General features: G+C 73.0%; 17 protein-coding genes and 2 tRNA genes. 11 read left to right on the top strand and 8 right to left on the bottom strand.

The genetic code is table 11. The annotated features are described in order from the left end of the window. Nucleotides 1-191: 191 nt before the first annotated feature. Nucleotides 192-752 (bottom strand): CGNR zinc finger domain-containing protein, encoded by a 561-nt coding sequence (locus tag ACIA5F_RS04415; protein ID WP_399349005.1) that lies wholly within the window; start codon nt 750-752, stop codon nt 192-194. A gap of 156 nt (nt 753-908) precedes the next feature. On the opposite strand from ACIA5F_RS04415, the gene ACIA5F_RS04410 reads away from it, so the two are divergent. Both ACIA5F_RS04410 and ACIA5F_RS04405 read left to right on the top strand, forming a co-directional pair. Beyond that, nucleotides 909-1,373 (top strand): VOC family protein, encoded by a 465-nt coding sequence (locus tag ACIA5F_RS04410; RefSeq protein WP_399349003.1) that lies wholly within the window; start codon nt 909-911, stop codon nt 1,371-1,373. Continuing rightward, nucleotides 1,373-2,287 (top strand): pyridoxamine 5'-phosphate oxidase family protein, encoded by a 915-nt coding sequence (locus tag ACIA5F_RS04405; RefSeq protein WP_399349001.1) that lies wholly within the window; start codon nt 1,373-1,375, stop codon nt 2,285-2,287. The genes ACIA5F_RS04410 and ACIA5F_RS04405 overlap by 1 nt, the downstream gene beginning before the upstream one ends. An 84-nt stretch (nt 2,288-2,371) precedes the next feature. On the opposite strand, the gene ACIA5F_RS04400 is transcribed toward ACIA5F_RS04405, so the two are convergent. After that, nucleotides 2,372-3,373 (bottom strand): hypothetical protein, encoded by a 1,002-nt coding sequence (locus ACIA5F_RS04400; protein ID WP_399348999.1) that lies wholly within the window; start codon nt 3,371-3,373, stop codon nt 2,372-2,374. Between the two features lie 290 nt (nt 3,374-3,663). Next, nucleotides 3,664-6,219: an aminopeptidase N gene (pepN, locus tag ACIA5F_RS04395; protein WP_399348997.1), complete on the bottom strand. Its 2,556-nt coding sequence runs from the start codon at nt 6,217-6,219 to the stop codon at nt 3,664-3,666. A 129-nt stretch (nt 6,220-6,348) separates the two neighbouring features. Between pepN and ACIA5F_RS04390 the strand changes: the two genes are divergently transcribed. Further along, nucleotides 6,349-6,996, top strand: a complete 648-nt coding sequence (locus tag ACIA5F_RS04390) for a DsbA family protein (RefSeq protein ID WP_399348995.1) — start codon at nt 6,349-6,351, stop codon at nt 6,994-6,996. 160 nt (nt 6,997-7,156) lie between these two features. Here the strand turns inward: ACIA5F_RS04390 and ACIA5F_RS04385 are convergent, their stop codons facing one another. From ACIA5F_RS04385 to ACIA5F_RS04375, 3 genes are all read right to left on the bottom strand, one after another. Next, the gene (locus ACIA5F_RS04385) at nt 7,157-7,813 is read right to left on the bottom strand and encodes a superoxide dismutase (protein ID WP_399348993.1); all 657 of its coding nucleotides are present in this window, start codon (nt 7,811-7,813) and stop codon (nt 7,157-7,159) included. A 251-nt stretch (nt 7,814-8,064) separates the two neighbouring features. Further along, complete coding sequence (locus ACIA5F_RS04380) at nt 8,065-9,474, bottom strand: amino acid permease (RefSeq protein WP_399348991.1); 1,410 nt, start codon at nt 9,472-9,474, stop codon at nt 8,065-8,067. A gap of 134 nt (nt 9,475-9,608) precedes the next feature. Continuing rightward, nucleotides 9,609-11,060 carry an amino acid permease gene (locus ACIA5F_RS04375; RefSeq protein ID WP_399348989.1) on the bottom strand — a complete coding sequence of 484 codons (1,452 nt, stop codon included), beginning with the start codon at nt 11,058-11,060 and terminating at the stop codon, nt 9,609-9,611. A gap of 347 nt (nt 11,061-11,407) precedes the next feature. Here ACIA5F_RS04375 and ACIA5F_RS04370 point away from each other — a divergent pair, with 347 nt between their 5' ends. From ACIA5F_RS04370 to ACIA5F_RS04360, 3 genes are all read left to right on the top strand, one after another. Continuing rightward, nucleotides 11,408-11,992, top strand: coding sequence for a biotin transporter BioY (locus tag ACIA5F_RS04370; RefSeq protein ID WP_399348987.1), 585 nt, complete (start codon nt 11,408-11,410; stop codon nt 11,990-11,992). Nucleotides 11,993-12,082: 90 nt separating this feature from the next. After that, nucleotides 12,083-12,568 (top strand): ribose-5-phosphate isomerase, encoded by a 486-nt coding sequence (locus ACIA5F_RS04365; RefSeq protein ID WP_399348985.1) that lies wholly within the window; start codon nt 12,083-12,085, stop codon nt 12,566-12,568. 66 nt (nt 12,569-12,634) lie between these two features. Then, entirely contained in the window at nt 12,635-13,441 is an 807-nt protein-coding gene (locus tag ACIA5F_RS04360) for an Fpg/Nei family DNA glycosylase (protein WP_399348983.1), read from the top strand. Between the two features lie 71 nt (nt 13,442-13,512). On the opposite strand, the gene ACIA5F_RS04355 is transcribed toward ACIA5F_RS04360, so the two are convergent. Beyond that, complete coding sequence (locus tag ACIA5F_RS04355; protein WP_399348981.1) at nt 13,513-14,748, bottom strand: GNAT family N-acetyltransferase; 1,236 nt, start codon at nt 14,746-14,748, stop codon at nt 13,513-13,515. A 117-nt stretch (nt 14,749-14,865) separates the two neighbouring features. On the opposite strand from ACIA5F_RS04355, the gene ACIA5F_RS04350 reads away from it, so the two are divergent. From ACIA5F_RS04350 to ACIA5F_RS04335, 4 genes are all read left to right on the top strand, one after another. Next, nucleotides 14,866-16,008, top strand: a complete 1,143-nt coding sequence (locus ACIA5F_RS04350; protein WP_399348979.1) for a PP2C family protein-serine/threonine phosphatase — start codon at nt 14,866-14,868, stop codon at nt 16,006-16,008. A gap of 162 nt (nt 16,009-16,170) precedes the next feature. Continuing rightward, a complete protein-coding gene (locus tag ACIA5F_RS04345) occupies nt 16,171-17,124 on the top strand; it encodes a hypothetical protein (protein WP_399348977.1) in 954 nt (317 codons plus the stop codon). A gap of 172 nt (nt 17,125-17,296) precedes the next feature. After that, on the top strand, nt 17,297-18,697 hold the full coding sequence (locus ACIA5F_RS04340) for a pyridoxal phosphate-dependent decarboxylase family protein (protein ID WP_399348976.1): 1,401 nt from the start codon (nt 17,297-17,299) through the stop codon (nt 18,695-18,697). A 245-nt stretch (nt 18,698-18,942) separates the two neighbouring features. Then, the gene (locus tag ACIA5F_RS04335; RefSeq protein WP_399348974.1) at nt 18,943-19,137 is read left to right on the top strand and encodes a hypothetical protein; all 195 of its coding nucleotides are present in this window, start codon (nt 18,943-18,945) and stop codon (nt 19,135-19,137) included. Nucleotides 19,138-19,241: 104 nt separating this feature from the next. On the opposite strand, the gene ACIA5F_RS04330 is transcribed toward ACIA5F_RS04335, so the two are convergent. Continuing rightward, nucleotides 19,242-19,315: transfer RNA gene (locus ACIA5F_RS04330), tRNA-Gly, on the bottom strand. A 159-nt stretch (nt 19,316-19,474) separates the two neighbouring features. On the opposite strand from ACIA5F_RS04330, the gene ACIA5F_RS04325 reads away from it, so the two are divergent. Then, a tRNA-Pro gene (locus tag ACIA5F_RS04325) sits at nt 19,475-19,551 on the top strand. Nucleotides 19,552-19,739: the final 188 nt, after the last annotated feature.

Here is a 19,739-nt window from a genome sequence, read left to right as displayed (position 1 = left end):
GGGGAGAGATGTATTTGACCGAGACCTGACATGGCGGACAGTCGCCAGCGCGTAGTACCCGCCAGTACGCCCTTATCGGGGCAGGGCCGGGCAGACCGCCGGTCCGGAGCCGTGGTTCCGTGGACTTTCCCGCCACGCGCCCACGGCGGGGCGGAGTTCCGTCAGGGACGGGTGTGACGGATTCCGCTCGCTCAGCGCTCGCGCGTGCGCGCGTAGTGACGCGACGCCTTCGCCCGGTTGCCGCAGATCGCCATCGAGCACCAGCGCCGGGTGCCGTTGCGCGAGACGTCGTAGAACCGCAGGACGCAGTGGTCGGAGGCGCACGCGCGGATGCGCTCGGGCGTCGCGCCCAGCAGGCCGAGGTAGTCGTACGCCGCCGTCCAGGCCGGGCCCCAGGCCGGGTCGGCGAACTCGGCCCGCTCGCCGGGGCCTTCGGCGGTGAGGGTGGCGCGGATGCGGCCGTGCTCCAGTACGGCGTCGACCAGGGCGCGGGCGCTCCCGTCCGCCGGGTCCGCGACCGCGCGGGACAGCGCCTCGCGGGCGGTCAGCAGGTGGACGAGGGTCGGGGCGTCGGCCCGGGAACGACCGGCCAGACCGGCGCTCTCCAGCCAGACCGCGAGCCCTTCCAGGCGGGTCAGCCCGGCGGCTCCGGCGAAGAGGTCCTGCGGCTCGCCGTCCATCAGCCAGCGGGTGTTCAGCAGGTCCAGGGCGATCGGCTCGCCGGTCAGGGGTCGTGGGTCCGCCGCCGTCATCTCTCCGCACTTTCTCACGTTCTGCTAACCCCTCAAGGGTACGTGACCGGTTGACGCGTCGATTACTAACCCCTAATCTCCATTTAGAAGGTTAGATCTCCGGAGGTCCAGGAACATCTGGGGCGTCCGGGAACCTCTGGGGGGAAGGAACCTGTCATGACGGCTGCCGCCATCAGCCCGCTCCGCACCGGCCACGTGGGCCTCAACGTCACCGATCTGGCCCGCTCGCTCGCCTTCTACCAAGGCGCCCTCGGCTTCCAGGTCCTGGAGGAGGGCGGCGCCGAGGGGGACCGCCGCTACGCCTTCCTCGGCCAGGACGGCACGCTCGTCCTCACCCTCTGGCAGCAGGCCGACGGCGGCTACGCCCCGGCCTCGGCCGGACTCCACCACCTGGCCCTGACGGCCGGGGACATCGAGGACGTCCGGGCCTACGAGGCACGGCTGCGCGCGCTCGGCGTCCCCTTCGCCTACGAGGGCGTCGTGGCCCACGCCGAGGGCGCGGCCTCCGGCGGCATCTTCTTCCACGACCCCGACGGGACCCGTCTGGAGATCTCCGTCCCGGCCGGTGCCGAAGACGCGCCCGCCCCCGTCCCTGGGGCCCCGGCCTGCGGATTCTTCTGATGAAACCCGTCTACCACCGGGGCTCGCCGGCCGTTCAGGAGCGGGTCGGGGTCCGCGGGCCCGCCGAGCGCGTCGGCCGCTCGGTGGGCGCCGGCATCCGGGAGGTGGCCGCGGCCTTCCTGGCGCTCCAGCCCCACCTGGTCGTCGGCGCCGCCGACCCCGAGGGACAGCTGTGGGCCTCGCTGCTCACCGGGGCACCCGGTTTTGTACGGGCCACCGCGCCGGACCGGATGACGGTCACCGGCGGGCTGCCGGCCGGGGACCCGCTCGCGCGGGCCCTGGCCACCGCCGGGACCCCGGTCGGGACCCTCGCCCTCGACCCGCGCACCCGGCGCCGGATGCGGCTGAACGGCCTCGTCGACCCTGTCCCCGTCCCCGGCGGCTTCGCCGTCGCGGCGCGGGAGGTCTTCTCCAACTGCCCGAAGTACCTCCAGAAGCGCCGGCCGCTCGGCCCCGTCCCCGAAGGGGCCGGTGTGCTGCGGCGCGGGTACGCGCTCACCCCCGGCCAGGAGCGGGCCGTCCGCGCCGCCGACACCTTCTTCGTCGCCACCACCGCGCCCGGCGAGGGGGCCGACGCCAGCCACCGGGGCGGGATGCCGGGCTTCGTGGAGGTGGTCTCGCCCGTGGAGCTGTTCTGGCCGGACTACCCGGGCAACGCCATGTTCCTGACCCTGGGGAACCTGGCCACCGACCCGCGGGCCGGGCTGCTCTTCCCCGACTGGGAGAGCGGGGCGGTGCTCCAGCTCAGCGGCCGGGCCCGCACGGAGTGCGGGGCGGACGGCGGCCGGGGCGTCCGCTTCCGGGTGGAGTCGGTGAGGGAGAGCCTGCACCCGGGACGGCTGCGCTGGAGCGCCCCGGAGTACTCCCCGGCCAACCCGGTCCCGCCCTCGCCGGAGCCCTCGCGGTGGTGGTAGCGGGGCCGCGCAGGAGGCGACGGGCGCAGAGGTGGCGGGAGGGGTGACGGGAGCGGTCCGGTCCGGGCCGGGGCGCACCGCCGCTCACCGGGGGAGGACGATCAGGTGGGCGGCGCACTCGTTCCCGGCGGCGGCCGTCAGGGCGGTCCGCAGGACCGCGGCCTGCTGCTCGGGCCAGTCCCGGAGCTTGCGCGGGGTGAGGTGGACGAGGGTCACCCCGAGCCGTTCCAGGGACTCCAGCTTGCGGGCGGACTCGGACCACCGCTCGTCCCCGGTCCCGTCCTCCCGTGGGCCCCGGGTGTCGATCTCCACGGCGACGGCCCGCTCGGGCCAGTACGCGTCGACCCCGCCGAGGTACGGGCCGCCGGGCAGTCGCAGGTCCGCGTTCCAGACCGGCTCGGGCAGCCCGTAGCCCCGTACGAGCTGGTACAGCCGGTCCTCGGCGACGGCGCGGCTCTCCGCGAGGAGCGACTCGACGGCGTCCACCACGTACGGGCGGCCCAGCAGCCGGGCCGCCGTCAGCTCCCGCACCACGGCGCCGGCCTCGCAGTGCCCGCCGCGTACGGCCTCGCCGAGCAGGTGGTGGACGGCGGTGGCGTCGCGGAGCCGGTCGACGGTGTCGGCGACGGCCCGCGCGACGGGCGCCACCGGCAGCCCGGCCACCCGTTCGGGGCGGGGCGGGGTGGCGGCCCGGACGATCCGCACGTCCCCGGCGGAACGCAGCCGCCGGGTGCCGGGTACGAGGACGTCGATGGACGGGAGGGAGAGCAGCGTGGGTACGGAGCCGAACCGGTACAGCGCGAGCGCCGCCGGCCCCGTGATCATCGGCTCGTCGCCGCCGCGGCGGCGTCCCGCGTAGAGGAGCGCGGCGTGCAGCCGTTCCTCGCCGGTCGCGGGTCCCGCGTGGAGCAGGAAGACCCCGGGCAGGAGCTGCCGCCAGGACCGTCCGGCGGCGTCGGCGGCGGTGAGGCCCCGCGCGCGGAGCTGGGCGAGGGTCAGCACGCGGGGGCCGCCGTCGGTGGGGTGCGCGAGGGGGAGGGGCGTGGCGGGGAGAGGGGCGAGGGGGAGGTGTGCGTCGTGGTTCATGACGCGGTGATTCCCTCAGGCCATGGCTTTGCGAACCGCTGTGACACGGCTGTCGACAAACCGTGACAAGCCAGGGCTAAAGTACGCGCGTTCGACTGCCGAATGGAGCCGCTGCCGGATCGTTTCGCCCGCGCCCGGGGCGGACCGTGCGCCGAATCGTTTCGCCACCGCCCGGCCACACCACCGCCCCCGGCCACACCACCGCCCGGCCCCCGCCCGCCGCCGTCCTTCCGGCCCCCGGCCGCCGCCGGGCCGGAGCCCGGACCGGCGGCGGCCCCGGGGGGCGGGGGTCAGCCCGCCGCCGCGTCGCAGACCTGGGCGCGCAGGGCGCGGGCCAGGTCGTCGCGGGATTCGAGGACCAGGCGGCGCAGGGCCGGGGCCGCGTCCGCGTGGGCCGCGAGCCAGGCGTCCGTCGCCGCCAGCGTGGACTCGTCGTCCTGTAGCGAGGGGTACAGCCCCCGCACCACGTCCATCCCGATCTGGATCGACCGGTCCGCCCAGATCCGCTCGATCGCCGCGAAGTAGCGCTCGGTGTACGGGGCCAGCAGGGCCCGCTGCGAGGGCTGCTGCATGCCCGCGATCGTCGCCTCCACCAGCGCGTTGGACAGGGCGTCCGACTCGACGACCGCCGCCCACGCCTGGTCCTTGACCGCCGCGGACGGCCGCGCCGCCAGGCAGCGCACCTGGTGCCGCTTGCCCGAAGCCGTGTCGTCGCGCGCCAGCTCGGCGGCGATCGCCTCCTCGCCCACCACCCCGTGCGCGGCCAGCGGGCGCAGGAGGCTCCAGCGCAGCTCCTGCTCGATCTCCAGCCCGTCGATCCGGGCCGTCCCCTCCAGCAGCCCCAGCAGCAGCTGGAAGTCGGCGTCCGTCGCCGCGCCCGCCGCGAAGAAGCGGGCCCAGGCCAGCTGGTGCTCCGATCCCGGCCCGGCCAGCCGCAGCTCGCGCAGCGCGCCCGCCGCCAGCTCCCGGCCGCCCTGCTCGCGCCAGTGCGGCGCCGCGTAGTGGGTGACCGCGCTCAGCGACTGCGTGTGCAGCATCTCCAGGACGCCGACCTCCGTCTCCCGGCCCGCGTGGGTCAGCACCAGCGAGACGAAGTCGCGCGCCGGCATCAGGCCGTCCCGCGTCAGGTTCCACAGCGCCGACCAGCACAGCGCCCGCGGCAGCGGGGCCGTGATGTCGCCCAGGTGGGCCCGGAGGGTGGCCAGCGAGCCCTCGTCGAAGCGGACCTTGCAGTAGGAGAGGTCGTCGTCGTTGACCAGCACCAGGTCGGGCCGCTCGTGCCCCGCCAGCTCCGCGACCACGGTCCGGGCCCCGGCCACGTCCGCCTCGGCCCGCGCGTAGCGGACCAGGGAGCCGTCCGCCTCCACCCGGTACAGGCCGATCGCGATCCGGTGCGGGCGCAGCTCGTCGCCCTCCTGGACCACCGCCAGCTCCGTCACGCGACCGCCCGCGTCGTGGGTCACCACGGGCGTCAGCACGTTCACGCCCGCCGTCTGGAGCCAGGCCCGCGACCAGGTGGCCATGTCCCGCCCGGAGACCTCCGCGAGTACCGACAGCAGGTCGTCCAGGGTGGTGTTCCCGTACGCGTTGGCCTTGAAGTAGCGGCGGGCGCCCTCCAGGAAGGCGTCCTGCCCCGCGTAGGCGACGAGCTGCTTGAGCACCGCCGCGCCCTTGGCGTACGTGATGCCGTCGAAGTTCAGCTTCGCGTCCTCCAGGTCACGGATGTCGGCCGTGACGGGGTGGGTGGAGGGGAGTTGGTCGGTCCGGTACGCCCACGCCTTGCGGCTGTTGGCGAAGGTGACCCACGCGTTCTCGAAACGGGTCGCCCCGGCCTGTGCGAAGGAGCCCATGTAGTCCGCGAAGGACTCCTTCAGCCACAGGTCGTCCCACCACTTCATGGTGACCAGGTCGCCGAACCACATGTGCGCCATCTCGTGCAGGATCGTGTTGGAGCGGCGCTCGTAGGCGGCCTTGGTGACCTTGCCGCGGAAGATGTACTCCTCCCGGAAGGTCACCATCCCCGGGTTCTCCATGGCGCCGAGGTTGTACTCCGGCACGAAGGCCTGGTCGTACTTGCCGAAGGGGTACGGGTAGTCGAAGTGCTCGTGGAAGAAGTCGAAGCCCTGCTTGGTGACGAGGAAGACGTCATCGGCGTCGAAGTGCTTCGCCAGCCCCTTGCGGCACATCGCGCCCAGCGGGATCGTCAGGCTCCCGCGCGTGTAGGTGTCCGTCACGTAGTGGTACGGGCCCGCCACCACACAGGTGATGTAGGTGGAGATCGGCGCGGTCTCGGCGAACCGCCAGGTCCCTCCCTCGCGGGACTCCTCGGCGCCGTTGCTCCACACCCGCCACCGCTCGGGCGCGGTCACCTCGAAGCGGTAGGGGGCCTTCAGGTCCGGCTGCTCGAAGTTCGCGTAGACCCGGCGGGCGTCCGCCGGCTCGTACTGGGTGTAGAGGTAGACCTCGCCGTCCTCCGGGTCGACGAAGCGGTGCATGCCCTCGCCGGTCCGGCTGTACGCGCAGTTCGCGTCCACGACCAGGACGTTCTCGGAGGCCAGCCCGTCCAGGGCGATCCGGGTCCCGTCGAAGACGGCGGCGGTGTCGAGGGCGCGCCCGTTCAGGGTCACGGCGTTCACCGAGGGGGCGATCAGGTCCGCGAACGTGGCCGCACCGGGGGTCGCCGCCCGGAAGCGGACGGTGGTCACCGAACGGAAGGTACGGGGACCCTCGGCCGGCTCGTCCTGGTCCACGGCGGACCGCAGGTCGAGGGTGACCTCGTACCCGTCGACGGACAGCAGCTCGGCCCGCTCGCGGGCCTCGTCGCGGGACAGATTCTCTCCGGGCACGTGCACTCCTTCGTGCGTGATCTCGTTCTTCTGACGAATCCTCCCATGGGGGGAATGTGCGCGACCCCGGCCTGGTTGGCGACGGAGAACGTGACCCCAGTGATGCCTTTTTCCCCGTGGAGGAGAGACATGACCGACACCCAGGTGAGCGCGAAGACCCCCGTCGACTTCTGGTTCGACCCGCTCTGCCCTTGGGCCTGGATGACCTCCCGCTGGATGGTCGAGGTCGAGAAGGTCCGCGACATCGAGGTCCGCTGGCACGTGATGAGCCTCAACGTGCTGAACGAGAACAAGCTCGACGAACTCCCCGAGTTCTACCGCGAGATGCTCGGCCCCAAGGCCCTCATCCCGGTCCGCGTGGTCACCGCCGCCCAGCAGAAGTACGGCCAGGAGATCACCGGCAAGCTGTACACCGCCCTCGGCACCAAGATCCACAACGAGGGCAAGGGCGGCAGCCTCGAAGCCGTCGCCGAGGCGCTGGCCGAGGCGGGCCTGCCGGCCGAGCTGATCGACTACGCGGAGTCCGACGAGTACGACACGGTGCTGCGCGCCTCCCACAGCGAGGGCATCGAGCGCGTCGGCCAGGAGGTCGGCACCCCGGTGATCTCCGTGCCCGGCGCCGACGGCGAGGAGGTGGCCTTCTTCGGCCCGGTCGTCACCCCGGCCCCGCGCGGCGAGGCCGCCGCCCGGCTGTGGGACGGCACCCTGCTGGTCGCCTCCACCCCCGGCTTCTACGAGATCAAGCGCACCCGCACCCAGGGCCCCAGCTTCGAGTGAGGCCCCCCGCGGTGCGCCCCTGGGCGCACCGCACGTCCGGGCGCGCCGGGCACGACGGAAGGCCCCCACGAGTCACGTCCTCGTGGGGGCCTTCCGGTGGACACGCCCGCAGGTGAAGGTTGAGAAGACGATCACGAGACGGACGGGCTGGTGGGGGCGGTCAGCCCTGCGCGGGGATCAGCAGCGGGGTGTTCGCCTTGGCGTCGGCGTAGCGCTTGGCCACGTCCTGCCAGTTGACGACGTTCCACATCGCCTCGATGAAGTCCACCTTCTGGTTCTTGTACTGAAGGTAGAACGCGTGCTCCCACGCGTCGAAGACCAGCACCGGCACCGACGCCTGGCCCACGTTGCCCTGGTGGTCGTAGACCTGCTCGACGATCAGACGGCCGCTGATGGGCTCGTACGCGAGCACGCCCCAGCCGGAGCCCTGGGTCGCGGAGGAGGCGAAGGTCAGCTGCTTCTTGAAGGCGGCGAAGGAGCCGAAGGACTCGGTGATCGCGGCCGGCAGGTCGCCCAGACCGTCCTTCTCGTCCGGGGTGCCACCGCCCTCGCCGGTCTTCGGGCTGGCCATGTTGTGCCAGTAGATGCTGTGCAGGATGTGACCGGAGAGGTGGAACGCGAGGTTCTTCTCCAGGCCGTTGAGCGCGCCCCAGTTCTCCTTGGCGCGCGCCTCCTCCAGCTGTTCCAGCGTGGTGTTGGCGCCCGCCACGTAGGCCGCGTGGTGCTTGTCGTGGTGGAGTTCGATGATCTGCGGGTTGATCACCGGCTCCAGCGCCGCGTAGTCGTAAGGAAGCTCAGGAAGCGTGTAGATGGCCATGCGTGTGTCCGGTCCCCTCAGCGTGCCAACTGCTTATTGCAATTAATGCGCAACTGCACGCTAGCAGTAGGTATTCCCCTCCGCATGTAAGGGTCACCTCACGAAGAACGCGCGGAGAAGTGGGGAGAAGTACGGGGGAAGCACGGGGGAAGTGCGCGGGAAGCACGGGAGAAGCGCGGAGGAAGCACGCAAGGAGGCGGGTCCCGCGCCGGTGCGCGGGACCCGCCTCCTTGCTCCGTGCCGCCGGTCCGTCAGGTCCGGGCGGCGGCCCGGCGCTGGATCGCCCAGCCGGTCGCCGCGAGGGCGAGCGCCAGCCCGCCGGTGAAGACCAGCTGGACGCGCGTGTCGTCGCCCACGGCCATCAGCACCAGGACCCCGGCCACCCCGGCCAGCGCCACCCAGGTCAGGTACGGGAAGCACCACATCCGCACGACCAGCGTGCCCGGCGCCTCCCGCTCCAGCCTGCGGCGCAGCACGAGCTGCGAGACGGCGGTGAAGCCCCAGACGATCAGGATCACCCCGCCGACCATGTTGAGCAGCCAGGCGAAGAGGGTGTCCGGGTACCAGTACGAGAGCAGCACGGTGACGAAACCGAAGCCGCAGGAGGCCAGCACGGCCCGGCGCGGCACCCGGCCGGTGACCTTGGCCAGCGCCCGGGGGCCCTGGCCGCGGGAGACGAGGGAGTAGGCCATCCGGGAGGAGCCGTAGATGTTGGCGTTCATCGCGGAGAGCAGGGCGATCAGGATGACCACGTTCATGATCTCGCCGGCCGCGGGGATGCCCAGGCGGTCCAGGGTCGCGGCGTACGGGCCCTGCGCGGTGACGGCCGGGTCGTTCCACGGCAGCAGGGTGACGATGACCAGCATGGAGCCGACGTAGACGACGGCGATCCGCCACATGGTGGTCCGCACGGCCCTGGCCACGCCCTTGACGGGGTCGTCGGACTCGGCGGCGGCGATCGTCACCGTCTCCAGGCCGCCGTACGCGACGACCGAGGCCAGGACGCCGATGAGCAGGCCGTCCATCCCGTTGGGGAGGAAGCCGCCGTCGGGGGCGAGGTGGGCGGCGCCGGGGGAGGCGGTGCCGGGCAGCAGGCCGAGGACGGCGAGCACGCCCAGCCCCAGGAAGAGCGCGATGGCGCCGACCTTCAGGGCGGAGAACCAGAACTCGAACTCGCCGAAGTGCGAGACGGCGGCCAGGTTGGAACCGCAGAAGAGGGCCATGAAGACCAGCACCCACATCCAGGAGGGGGTGCCCGGGAACCAGCCCGTCATGATGTGCGCCGCGCCGATCGCCTCGATGGCGACGCCCACGCAGAGCAGCGTCCAGAACATCCAGCCCGCCGTGAACCCGGCCCACGGGCCGATGGCCCGCTCCGCGTGCACGGAGAAGGAGCCGGAGGAGGGGTTGGCGGCGGACATCTCGCCGAGCATCCGCATCACGCACATGACGAGCAGCCCGGAGGCGGCGTACGCGAGCACGATCGACGGTCCCGCGGCGGCGATGCCGGCGCCGGAGCCGACGAAGAGTCCGGCGCCGATGACCCCGCCGAGGGCGATCATCGAGAGGTGGCGCTGCTTCAGTCCGTTGCCGAGGGGGGAGCCGGCGCCGGGCGGTGACGGCGCGGGCCGGCCGGGCGGGGTCAGGGTGCTCTGGCTCATCGAGGGATGCCTGTCCGGTGTGCGGGGAGACGGGGTGAGGTGTCCCAGTCTGCCTACCGTCCGTTTATCGGACACTTGTCGTCCAGCATCCGGACATCCGGCTCACCGGACGTGATCATCCGCCCCCGGCGGGGTCAGCCGGCCCGGCCCTGCGGCCCCGCCCCGTCCGGCTCGCCCGCCCGCTTCCGCCCGGCCCGGCGGGCCCGGAGCTCGCGCAGGCCCGCCACCGCCAGCACCGCCCCGGCCGCCCCCGTCGACCACAGCAGCTGCGGCCGGGCCGCGTCGTCGAACAGCATCAGCACCAGGACCACCGCCATGGCCACCAGCGCGGCCCAGGTCAGGTACGGGAAGCACCACATCCGCAACGTCAGCCGCTCCGGCATCTCCCGCTCGATCCTGCCGCGCAGCCTCAGCTGCGAGACCGCGATCAGCGCCCACACGAACAGCAGCACCGCGCCCACCGCGTTGAGCAGGTAGAGGAAGACCGTGTCGGGCCAGAGCAGGTTCAGCACCACCGAGGCGAAACCGAAGACCACCGAGGCGAACACCGCCCGGCGCGGGACCCCGCCCCGCGAGACCTTCAGCAGCGCCGTCGGCGCCTCCTTCCGCTCCGCCAGCGAGAACACCATGCGCGAGGACCCGTACAGATTGGCGTTGAGCGCCGACAGCAGCGCCACGAAGACCACGATGTTCATGATCTGCCCGGCCGCGGGGATGCCGATCGAGTCGAGGACGGCCACGTACGGGCTGACGCCGGGCAGCATCGACTGCCAGGGCAGCAGGGTCACGATGACCAGCATCGAGCCGACGTAGAAGAAGAGGATGCGCCACACGGCGCTGCGCACCGCGCGGGCCACGGAGCGGGCCGGGTCGTCCGACTCGGCCGCCGCGATGGTGACGACCTCCAGGCCGCCGAAGGCGAAGATCACGGCGAGCAGGCCGGCGACCACACCGGCGACGCCGTGGGGGGCGAAGCCGCCCTGCCCGGTCAGATTGGCCAGGCCCACCGGTTCGGTGTCCGGGAGCAGCCCGAAGACGGCCAGCGTGCCCAGGATCAGGAAGAGCACGATCGCGCCGACCTTCAGGGCGGCGAACCAGAACTCGAACTCGCCGAAGTTCCGCACGGCGGCCAGGTTGGCGACGGTGAAGACCACCATGAAGATCAGCACCCAGAGCCACTGGTCCACCGCCGGGAGCCAGCCGTTCGCGATCTTCGCCGCCCCGGTCGCCTCGACGGCGAGCACCACGACCAGCAGGAACCAGTACAGCCAGCCCACCGAGAACCCGGCCCACCGCCCGAGCGCCCGTTCCGCGTGCACGGAGAAGGAGCCGGAGGCGGGCATCGCGGCGGACATCTCGCCGAGCATCCGCATCACCAGCATCGCGAGCGCGCCGGCCAGCAGGTACGAGCAGACGATCGCGGGTCCGGCCAGGGTGATCCCGGCGCCGGAGCCGACGAAGAGCCCGGCGCCGATCACTCCGCCGAGCCCCAGCATGGTCAGATGGCGCTGCTTGAGGCTGTGGCTCAGGGGTTCCGCGGGCAGGTCGGCCGTCGGGGGAGGTGCGTCGGGCAGGCGGTCGCGCATGAGGAGTGCTCGTACTCTCGTTCGGGCAGGGGGCGGGGGCTTCGCGGGTGATTGGCGGGAACCTACAGTCTCGCCGAGCGGCGCCCACGCACGCAAAACGGACGTGTGGTCGGATCTTCCCCGTGACGCGGATCACGCCACGTCAGGTGTGAACCGCGATCTTTGTCGGGTCCCCACCAAGCGGGGGAGTGCGGGTTTGTCCCGGGTGACGGTGGGACGGCGGCGGACCGCGGACTAACGTCACGGTGTCCCCCCGGTCTTCCGGCCCCCACGGCACTCCCGCGGGCCCCCGCCGGGCCGCTCGCCGGACGGGACCGTCCTGTCACCACGATCTCGCGGAGCCCCCGATGAGCACTGCTTCCGTCTCCTTCCGGCCCGGCGCCGTCCTCGCCGACCTGCTGCCCGCGAGCCGCGTCCGCGACCTCGTGCTCGTCGCCGGCGGAGCCGCGCTCACCGGTCTCGCCGCGCAGATCGCCGTGCCCGTCCCCGGCTCCCCGGTCCCGGTCACCGGCCAGACCTTCGCCGCCCTGCTCGTCGGCACCGCCTTCGGCGCCCGCCGCGGCTTCCTCGCGCTCGCCCTGTACGCCCTCGTCGGCATGGCCGGGGTGCCGTGGTTCGCGAACGGGACCTCCGGCGCGGGCGGCGCCTCCTTCGGCTACGTCCTCGGCATGCTGCTGGCCGCCACCCTGGTCGGCGCCCTCGCCCGGCGCGGCGCCGACCGCTCGGCCGTGCGGACGGCGGCCACGATGGCCCTCGGCTCCGCCGTGATCTACGCGGTGGGCGTGCCCTACCTGATGGCCGCCACCGGGATGTCCCTGGCCGCCGCCGTCGCGGCGGGCCTGACCCCCTTCCTGATCGGCGACGCGCTCAAGGCCGCGCTGGCCATGGGCGTGCTGCCGGCCGCCTGGAAGCTGGCGGGCCGCCGCGGCTGACCCCGCCCCCGGTAACGCGGCGCCCCGGCGGGCCACGGCCCGCCGGGGGTCACCAGGGGCCGCCGGGAAGAGGCGTGCCACACTCGTCCCATGCGCGTGTACCTCGGATCAGACCATGCCGGTTTCGAGCTCAAGAACCACCTCGTGGACTGGCTCAAGAACAACGGCCACGAGCCCGTCGACTGCGGGCCCCACCTCTACGACGCGGTGGACGACTACCCGCCGTTCTGCCTGCGCGCCGCCGAGCGGACCGCCGCCGACGCCGACAGCCTCGGCATCGTGATCGGCGGCTCCGGCAACGGCGAGCAGATCGCCGCGAACAAGGTCAAGGGCGTCCGGGCCGTCCTCGCCTGGAGCGTGCGGACCGCCCAGCTCGGCCGGGAGCACAACAACGCCAACGTCATCTCCGTCGGCGGCCGGATGCACACCCAGGACGAGGCCGTCAGCTTCGTCGAGGCGTTCCTGGCCACCCCGTACTCCGACGAGGAGCGCCACACGCGCCGCATCAAGATGCTGTCGGACTACGAGGAGACCCACGTCCTCCCGCCGATCCCCGCCCACCACCCGCAGGGCTGATCCCGTCCGGCCGCGCCACCGGGACACCCCGGCGGCGCGGCCGTTCTCCCGCCGAGGAGCCGCGCCGTGCCCGAGGGGCATACGATCCACCGTCTCGCCCAGGACCACACCGCACGGTTCGCCGGCCGGGTCACCCGGGTGAGCAGCCCGCAGGGCCGGTTCGCCGGGAGCGCGGCCCTGCTCGACGGCCGCACCCTGGAGAGTGCCGAGGCACACGGCAAGCACCTCTTCCTGGAGCTGGGCGACGCCTGGGTCCACATCCACCTCGGCCTCTTCGGCAAACTCGGCTTCGGTACGGCCCCCGCGCCGCCCGCCGCCGACACCGTCCGGCTCCGGCTGCTCACCCCGGAGCACTACGCCGACCTGCGCGGCCCCACCACCTGCGCGCTGATCGGCGAGGGCGAGAAGAAGGCGGTCCACGACCGGCTCGGCCCCGACCCGCTGCGCCCGGACGCCGACCCCGACCGGGCCTGGGCCCGGATCTCCCGCTCGCGCACCACCGTCGCCGCCCTGCTGATGGACCAGAAGATCATCGCGGGCGTCGGCAACATCTACCGCGCCGAGGTGCTCTTCCGCCACGGCATCGCCCCGTACCGGGCGGGCCGGGACCTCACCCGGGCCGAGTGGGACGCGATCTGGCTCGACCTGGCCGGGCTGATGCGCGAGGGCGTCCGGAACAACCGGATCGACACCGTCCGCGACGAGCACACGCCCGAGGCCATGGGCCGCCCGCCCCGGGTGGACGACCACGGCGGCGAGGTCTACGTCTACCGCCGGGCCGATCTGCCCTGCCACCTCTGCGGGAGCGAGATCCGCACCGCCGGACTCGCCGCCCGCAACCTCTTCTGGTGCCCGTCCTGCCAGACCCGCTGACCCCCGCCCCGGACGCCGACGGGCCCGGCGGAGCTTTCCGGCGCTCCTTCGACGACGGGGCGAAGGTTGCCCTAGAAGCCGTGCGCCAGCCAGGGGGCCACCTCGCCGGCGAAGGCGCGGGAGGTCTCCGCCAGGGCGCCCGGACGCAGCTCGCGCACCCGGCCGGCCGCGGCGAGGGAGGTCAGCGTGATCCCGCCCAGATAGGCCGAGCCGAGCTCCCGGACCGACAGCTCCAGATCCGCCGGGTCGGCGGTCCGGACGCAGGAGGCGCCGCCCTTCGGGTCGGAGGTCAGCCGCCACCGCCCCTCGTTCCACGGGCAGAAGGCGTCCTCGACCTCCAGGACCACGTCCACCGCAGCCGCGTACGACCGCGCCTCCAGCGCCCCCGCCAGCTCCACCAGCCGCAGGTGGAGCGAGTCCCGCGTGCACGCCCGCGCGCGCCGGATGTCGCTGACCAGGTGGAGCACCGCGTCGTCGGCGGGCCGCCGGAAGGCCCGGACGGTCCAGGTCAGGTCGATCTCGAAGAGGTAGCGCCACAGCGCCGCGTACGACGCCGGGTCGAGCGCGTTCAGCTCGGTCATCTCGACCGTGCCGGCCGATCCGGTCCCCGCCCAGTCGGCCTTGACCCGGTAGCGGGCGTACCCGGTCACCTCGCCGTCCGCGCCCTCGGCGAGCACGCACATCAGCGGGGAGCCCCCGCCGCGCATCGACTCCGGGTCCAGCAGCCCCTGCCGCTCCCAGCCCGGCTGCCGGGCGGTCATCCCGGGCCGCCCCGGGACCAGCGCGGCGTAGACCCGCTCGCAGGCGGCCAGCGACTCCTGCGGATCGGCGAGCCGCAGCCGCACCTCCCCGGTACCCGGCGGCACGTCCAGCCGTACCCGGGCCGTGTCGATCTCGACGGAGAGCGCGTACGTCGCCGTGCCGTAGCCGAACCGTCCGTAGATCGCGGGCTCCGAGGCGGTCAGCACGGCGAGCGACTCGCCGCCCGCGCGGATGTCGTCCAGCTGGCGGCGCATCAGGGAGGTGAGCACCCCGCGCCTGCGGTGGGTGGGGGAGACGCCCACCATCGTGACCCCGGCCGCCGGGACGACCGCACCGCCCGGCACCGACAGCCGGAAGCTGAAGGCACCGGCCGAGCCGACGCAGGTTCCACCGTCCCAGACAGCGAGTGAACGTTCCGCCTCGGTCAGTGACTTGTAGAGTTCCTTCTCCTGGGGCGATTCCGGCACACCGCCGAACGCCAGTTCCAGCTGCTCGTACCAGACATCCCACTCATTCGCCTGCAATACACGCGTCTCAAGAGCCATGTGGTCATCCCTATCAGGGCATTACGTCGCAGTCGAAGCCTTTTCGATCCTCGGCGGGCCGCAGGTCCGGGGGTACCCCTGCGCGCGCACAGCCAGGATGGATAAGGTCCCGAAGCAATGGCCGGAGCACGCGTGGAGACCCTCATGGCCCGGATGCGCATGCTGTCGCACCGGGCCCGCACCGCCCTGCGCAAATCCGCCGTCGACTACTTCCGCGGCGACGCCTCCGACTGGCTCGCCTTCGGCGGACTGCTCCTCACCGTCCCCGCCATCGCCTGCGGCACCCTGATGCTGCCGGTCTGGTTCTCCCCCTCGGCCCTCGTCCTGCCGATCGTGGCCGGTGGCCTGCTGCTGCGCCCGGCGAGCCTGCTCGCGCTGTACGCGGCCTCCGCGACCGCTCTGATCGTCGAGGCGCTGGTCCTCGGCCCCTACACCGAGGGCCCCGCCCGGGTCACCCCCGGCACGGTGCTCGTGGTCGCCGCCTGCGGGTTCTTCGGCCTGGTCATCGCCCAGTTCCGCAGCCGCGTCGGGGTGCCCTGGCGGCGGGGCGGCACCATGCTCTTCGACCTGCGCGAACGCATCCGGGTCCAGAGCAAGCTGCCCGCCCTGCCGCGCGGCTGGCACCACGACATGGCCCTGCGCCCGGCCGGCGGCCAGTCCTTCTCCGGCGACTTCGTGGTCGCCGCCCGGACCAACGGCGGCCGGAGCCTGGAGGTCGTCCTCACCGACGTCTCCGGCAAGGGCATGGAAGCCGGCTCCCGGGCCCTGCTGCTGTCCGGCGCCTTCGGCGGACTGCTCGGCGCGCTGCCGCCGCACGGCTTCCTGCCCGCGGCCAACGGCTACCTGCTCCGCCAGGACTGGGACGAGGGCTTCGCCACCTCCATCCACCTCGTCCTGGACCTGGAGACCGGCGACTACGAACTCCTCTCCGCCGGACACCTCCCCGCGCTCCAGCTCTCGGCGGGCACCGGCCGCTGGCAGGAGAAGACCGGCGACGGCCCGCTCCTCGGCGTCTACGACGGCGCCGAGTTCCTCGCGGCCCAGGGCAGCCTGCGCCCCGGCGACGTGCTGATGCTCTTCACCGACGGCCTCGTGGAGACCTCCGACCGCGACATCGCCGAGGGCATCGACCGCCTGACGGGCGAGGCCGACCGCTATGTGTCGGCGGGCTGGGACGGCGCGGCCTGGCACCTGATCGAGAAGGTCGCCAAGGACGTCAACGACGACCGCGCCCTGCTGCTGATCCGCCGCTCCCGCTGACCGCCCGGCCGCGAGCGGCGGCTCCGTCGGGGTGGCCCGTACCGTCCTGAGGACCGTGACGCGCCGGGCCGCGGAAACGTTTTGCGCGGGCCGTGGAGGCTGGGCACACTGATCGTCGCCGATCGCATCTGATCGGTATTGATGGGGGGAAACATCATGAACGTGCAGCGCACGCGTGCGGCTTGGGCGGGCGGGCTCGTCGCGGCCGCCCTGGCGGCCGGCGTCCTCGTGGCCCCGGCGGCCCAGGCCACCGGGAACCCGTTCACGAAGCCCGGAGCGGAGCAGCCCGGGAGCCGGGGCCCGGCCGCGCCGGTCTTCAAGTCCTCGGCCCAGCCGCACGGCAAGGGCGACGCCAGGGCCAAGGCCGAATCCGCGGCAGGGGCAGGGGCCCGCGCACTGAACGAAGAACCCACCGACCTCGCGCTCCGGCCGGGCGAGAAGCTGCTGTCCGGCACCTACATCGACAGCAAGAACGTCTGGCTGTCGATGCAGGCGGACGGCAACCTCGTACTGGTCCACCAGGCCGGCGGCGTGCTGTGGAGCGCGGACACCTGGGGCAACCCGGGCGCCTACCTCCATTTCCAGAAGGACGGCAACCTCGTCCTCTACAAGAAGGACGGCGGCGAGGGCAAGGGCGGGGCCCTCTGGAACAGCGGCACCTGGGGTCTGCCGGACACCAGCCTCCGCCTCCAGAGCGACGGCAACCTCGTGCTCTACCGCTTCAACAACACCCCCGCCTGGGCGACCGCCACCTGGATGGTCGACAACGTCCTCGACGGGGGCGAGAACCTGGCCCCCGGCCAGTGGACGTGGGCCGACAACGCCATCATGGCGATGGAGAGCCAGGGCTGGTTCACCGTCCGCGACCGCGACACCGGTGCCGCACGTCTGTACACCGACATCTACAGCCCGGGTGCCTACGCCCGGATGCAGACCGACGGCAACTTCGTCATCTACAAGAAGGACGGAGGCGAGGGCAGGGGCGGGGCCCTCGACCACACCAGCACCTGGGGCAACCCCGGCGCCCGGCTCGTCTTCGAGCGCAACGGCAACCTCGTGATGTACAAGGCCGACGACTCCGTCCTCCTGGACTTCGGCACCGGCGACGCGGTCTGACCCCCGCGGCCTGACCCCGTGGCCTGATCTCGTGGTCCGGCCCCGTGACACCACCGGGCCGGGGCGGCTCTCCGCCGCCCCGGCCGGTGAGGTTTCCCCGGCCCTTCCCGGGCGGGCCAATCCTCCCGGATTGGCCCGTTCCCACGGCCTCGCCGACGCCTACCGTGCCCCCATGGACCGCACGCTCGCCGCCGACCTCGCACGGCTCCCCGACCTCCTCGACGCCACCCGCCGCGCCGCCGCCGGCACGCTCGCGGCCCTGGACGCGCGTCCCGTCGTACCGCCTCCCGCGGGGCCGCACGGACCCGGACCCGCCCCGGAACCCCTCGCCGAGCACGGCACCGGCACGGAGCAGGCCCTCGCCGCCTTCCAGGAACGCTGGGCCCCGCACCTGTCGGCCTCTGCCGGACCCCGCTACCTCGGCTTCGTCACCGGGGGCGCCACCCCCGCCGCCCTCGCCGGGGACTGGCTCACCGCCGTCCACGACCAGAACTCCAACTCCGCCCTCGACGGCGCGGGCCAGCAGCTCGAACGCGAGACCGTCGGCTGGCTCCGCGAGCTCTTCCGCCTCGGCCCCGCCCACACCGGCACCTTCGTCAGCGGAGCCACCCAGTCCAACACCACCGGCCTCGCCATCGCCCGCGAATGGCTCGGCGAGCGCCTCGGCGTCTCCCCGGCCGAGGACGGCGCCGCCGCCCTCGGGCCCGTCCGCGTCCTCTCCGGGGCCCCGCACTCCTCCATCGGCAAGGCCCTGTCCGTCCTCGGTCTCGGCCGCCGCGCCCTGGTCCCCGTACCGACCCTCCCCGGCCGGGAGGCCGTCGACCCCGCCGCGCTCGACCGCGCGCTCGCCGACATCCCGGGCCCGGCCGTCGTCGTCGCCAACGCGGGCACCGTCAACACCGTCGACTTCGACGACCTGCGTGCCGTCGCCGCGCTCAAGGACCGCCACGACTTCTGGCTCCACACCGACGCCGCCTTCGGAGCCTTCGCCACCCTCTCCCCGGACCACGCCCACCTTACCGACGGTCTCGACCTCTCCGACTCCCTCTGCGTCGACCTGCACAAATGGCTCAACGTCCCGTACGACAGCGCGGTCCAGTTCACCCGCCGACGCGATCTGCAGGCCCGCGTCTTCCAGAACTCCGCCGCCTACCTGGGCCCCCTCGGCGACCACCCCGACCTCGTCCACCTCACCCCGGAGAACTCCCGCCGGCTGCGCGCCCTCGCCGCCTGGTTCACGCTCCGCGCGTACGGCCGCGAGGGCCACCGGGAGATCGTCGAGCGCGACATCGACTGCGCCCGGACGCTCGGCGCGGAACTGGACCGGGACCCCGCCTTCCGCGTGCTCGCCCCGGTCCGCCTCAACGTCGTCTGCTTCACCCTCGCCGCCGACCCCACCCCGGCCCGCCTCACCGCCCTCCGCGAGGCCGCCTCCGCCGAGGTCTTCGTCACCCCCACGGTGTACGAGGGGACTCCGGCCCTGCGCGCCGCCTTCGCCAACTGGCGCACCACCCGGGCCGACGCGCACCGGGCCGCCGAAGCCCTCCGCGCGGCGGCGGCAAAACTCCTCTGACCAGGCCCGTCACCGGCCCGGGAGGCCGCCGGGCCCCCGCGCGCCCCGGTCCCGTGCGGCGCTCCGGACCCTCCACCCGGGGTCCGAAACCCGCTGCGCGGGGCCATGGTTGGCGGGAACGTGCCCGAGGCGATTCCCCACGGCGCGGATAGCCGGGCCCTGTTGGTGGGAGGATGACCCCCGTGGGGGTGCACAGGGCCGTGCACCCCGGGCCGACCAGGGGACGACCGAAGGTGTGATCAGTAGTGGCCATTTCGCTGTCAGTGGTGGTTCTGTTGGCGGTCATCCTGGTGGTGCTGATCCGGGGCAACCACCTCAAGGCGGGCCCCGCGGTCGTCGCGGCCCTCTTCGGCTTCTTCCTGGCGTCCAGCTCGATCGCGGACGACGTGAACCGCTTCCTGAACTCCGTCGCGACGATGGTCGCGAACATCAAGCTCTGAGCCCCGCCCCGCCCGGGACCCCGACCTGGGACGCCCCGGAACACCTCCGGAAACACGAAGAGCCGGTCCCCACCACGGCGGGGACCGGCTCTTCGTGTACGAACTGGAGCGGGCGACGGGAATCGAACCCGCGTAGCTAGTTTGGAAGACTAGGGCTCTACCATTGAGCTACGCCCGCAAGACGCGTGCCGCGGCTCCGGGGAGGGCGGCACGGACAGCATCCTAGCGGGTCGTGCCGGGGGAGTGCACACCGCCTTCGCGCGGCGCGTTCGCGCCCGCGTGGTGAACGGGCGCGTGTCGGAGGGTCTCCGGGCATGTACCCTACGTGTCGCACCGACGGGGTGTGGCGCAGCTTGGTAGCGCGTCCGCTTTGGGAGCGGAAGGTCGTCGGTTCGAATCCGGCCACCCCGACCATCTGCACTGTCCTCGGCCAGGTTCTCCGGCCTCCGCAGGCGTGCTCCAGCCGGCGTCCGGCCGATCCGGCGGCGTCCGATCGCAAGATCGCGTTGTGGGCTGATTGCCGCTTGCGGTTACTATGCAAGCTGCGTGCCCGTGTGTCTGATGTACCGGGCCCGATCCGCCGAACCGCTGCATCACAGCGT

This window comes from Streptomyces sp. NPDC051567, from assembly GCF_044454165.1.
Taxonomy (GTDB): domain Bacteria; phylum Actinomycetota; class Actinomycetes; order Streptomycetales; family Streptomycetaceae; genus Streptomyces.
Note: the sequence above shows the minus strand (reverse complement) of the source record. Positions and strands in the feature narration are given on the sequence as shown.